1 protein-coding gene and 1 pseudogene are annotated in these 2,988 nt (G+C 42.3%); one reads left to right on the top strand and one right to left on the bottom strand.

Annotated features, from left to right (window positions below; genetic code table 11):
• Positions 1 to 131: 131 nt before the first annotated feature.
• The gene (locus B4K20_RS07545; RefSeq protein ID WP_289282451.1) at positions 132 to 1,325 is read right to left on the bottom strand and encodes an MFS transporter; all 1,194 of its coding nucleotides are present in this window, start codon (positions 1,323 to 1,325) and stop codon (positions 132 to 134) included.
• 210 nt (positions 1,326 to 1,535) lie between these two features.
• On the opposite strand from B4K20_RS07545, the pseudogene B4K20_RS07540 reads away from it, so the two are divergent.
• A pseudogene (locus B4K20_RS07540) lies at positions 1,536 to 2,988 on the top strand (mechanosensitive ion channel protein MscS); the annotation flags it as partial.

The following is a 2,988-nucleotide window of genomic DNA, read 5'->3' as shown; positions in this document are numbered from 1 at the left end:
ATCTACTTTCCTTGTTTTTAAATTTAAATGGGAATAATCAACCTTAAATTACGCAAGGTCATTTAAGGTTGATTTGATAATAACGGAAAAACTGTAGAATGAAAAAATTATATCTCCGAACTTTGATGTGCTTACTTTATCGGCCCTTGTGCCAATATCCAGGCAATGACTAGGAAAGTCAGCATCCCTAGTAAGATGCTCTGAAAAGAGACATCGGCATCGATCATAAAACCCAAAAATGCCGGTGCGATACCAGTAGAAAATACTAAAAAGGCTGACTTCAACGAACGCACCTGACCTAAGTGATCTCGGCCCCATAGTCGAACCAATAACGTATCCCCAATCGGCGAAGACATACCTAATGCTGTGCCAGCCCCAAGCATTAAAATCCAGATACCCATATCCCCACCAACGGTAGCGGCAATTAATAAGGCTAAAGCAAATGGAATCAGGTAAAGTTTTGCCAACGTGGTGGCACCGTATTCATCAATCCAACGCCCCCCTAATAACGCTCCGGGAAAACGAGCGATACCTAATCCTGTTAAGGCCAAAGCATATGTCGTCGGGCTGGCGAGTAAATCTTTTGTCATCTGAGCTTGATAGATAAAAATGCCTGTCAGGGTAATGGGTAATACCATCAGCATTGGCAGTAATAACCAGAAACGTAGATCACGGGTAGGGCTGGGTCCTGCGTCTTTATGTTGTTTATGCTCGTTCTTTTGACGTGGTGCAGGAGGCCAGTCAACAAATAAAATCAGTAAAGCCCAGAGCCCAATAAGCACGGCAAGACTACTCCACCACACCTGCTGCCAGCTAAAACTGACAGCCATTAAAGCAATAATAGGCGGTAATATAATTTCACCTGTTGGCATGCCCAGCGTGACAAGCCCCAGTGCTTTACCTCGATTAGTAGAGAATTCACGTCCGGCAAGTGTGCTGCCAAAATGAGTCATCAATCCCTGTCCACATAAGCGCTGCAAACCCAGGCCAAACACACATAAGCCCCACCAGGGGGACAAGGTGAGCATTAATACGCCAATCGTTAAAACAATAAGCACGCTAAGTACATAACGACGCGGCGCTATCCAGTCGATTTTTGGACCAAAGTGCATGACCAAAAAGCCACTGATCATCGTAATCACCGCGTAGATAGAGCCAAACTCACCGGCAGATATATTAAGATATTCGCTGATATCAGTCCGAAATAAACCAATAAAAAAGCTTTGTCCAAGATTACCGGTAAACACTGCCAGATAAGCAGCAGCAATCAGACCAAAATGATTTTTTAACAACCCGGCATAACTGAGTCGGATATCAGAGTCCATAAGAAGTCCTGTCTGAAAAGAATCTTTGATAGAAAATAGAGGATAGATTATTTTTGATTCTATTCTACCAGCCTGACATTCAATTCAATCACCACATTTATTGATTGTCATGAGTGTGTTCTAATTTGTGTCTGATGTGCTGAGTTGTTATGGTTGCCAGCCATTATCTTTTTCGCAATATATAATTTGGCTTAACTTCAGGAGAACTTTGTGCCAAACGTCCGAACGTATTTTTTATTGCCCCAGCTATTACTTATCACTGTATTTTTGCTGGGTTTGGCTTCACCAACGCAATCGATGGCGAATGCTGATCCATCTTCTACAAGCTTGCAGAATCCAAAATCGGGTGAATCACAAGCCGATGTTTACCGAAGTTTAGCCAACTTAATTGAGAATCCTGAAACGCGTGATAAGTTAATCGAAGAATTAAATAATTTGTCAGACAATGCTGATAAGCAAAATGGCAAAGAGTCATCGAATAGCGAAAAAAAAGCGGAAGACAAAAAGTCTGAGGATTCCCTTGCCGCGGCTATTGCAGAGCAAAGTCAGTCGGTTGTTCAAACCATGATGTCCACCCTTAAAGGTAGTTGGGATGCGATTACCTCTATCTGGACAGGATCTGATAAAACGACTCAAGGTTGGTTTAAGGATCTCATCACTACAGCGATTGTTGCTGCAGCAACGATTCTGAGTTTTATTATATTCAGAATACTGGCTCGGTTTATTTTTCGCAGTACCAACAATTTCGCTATGCGTGAGCATAGTACACATGCTGTTATCATTAAAGTAACCGCGGTCATCATTGCAACAATTGTAGATATTGCTGTAGTGGCATTAGCTTGGCTGGCGGGGTATGGCGTTGCTTTGTTAGCGGTAGGAAAAGTAGGTGATATTGCTGTTTCAGAAACGCTGTTTTTAAATATCTTCCTGGCAGTTGAACTTACCAAAGTACTGATTAGAGCTATATTTGCAGCAAGAAATGAAGGCTTGCGCTTACTCTCTATTTCCACGGAAACCGCTCGTTACTGGTCGAGCTTCTTTTCTATCATCGTGTCATTAGTTGGTTACGGCACGTTGTTTATTGTGCCATTTCTGGCTATGTCGATTTCAGAAAGTCTGAGTCAATTAGCCAATCTTGTTATTGTTCTCTTTACCATTATTTTTGCTCTAAGCGTGGTCTTTAAAAAGAAAAATACGGTGAAAGAGCAGTTAATCGCTACAGCCAAACATAGCCATTTTAGTGTGAATGATGTCACCTTACGGGTCTTAGCCAAGACTTGGCATTGGTTTGCATCTATCTATTTTCTGGTATTGGGTACAGGGCTTTTAGTGAAATCAGAAGAGGCCTTGCCGATTATTCTGTTAGCGACGATAAAAACAGTTGTAGCTGTTCTGGTCGGTATCGGGGTGATTGCTTTGTTGGATATGGCCTCTGAACATGGCATTACTCTGCCAAAAGCCTTTAAGCAGCACCTGGCAAATGCCGAGAATCGTATTAATGAGCAGCTGCCTCGTGTATTTAAAGTCTTCAAGTTGATAGTTGTTGTGCTGGTTATCAGTGCCATTCTGGATGCCTGGGGCATTGTGAATTTAGCGAACTGGATGAGTTCTGCGACGGGAATGCACGTCATCACCTCAGCCATTTCGATTTTCTTAATTGTGT

The sequence above is a fragment of the Methylophaga sp. UBA5088 genome (assembly GCF_002414625.1).
Classification (GTDB): Bacteria; Pseudomonadota; Gammaproteobacteria; order Nitrosococcales; family Methylophagaceae; genus Methylophaga; species Methylophaga marina.
Note: the sequence above shows the minus strand (reverse complement) of the source record. Positions and strands in the feature narration are given on the sequence as shown.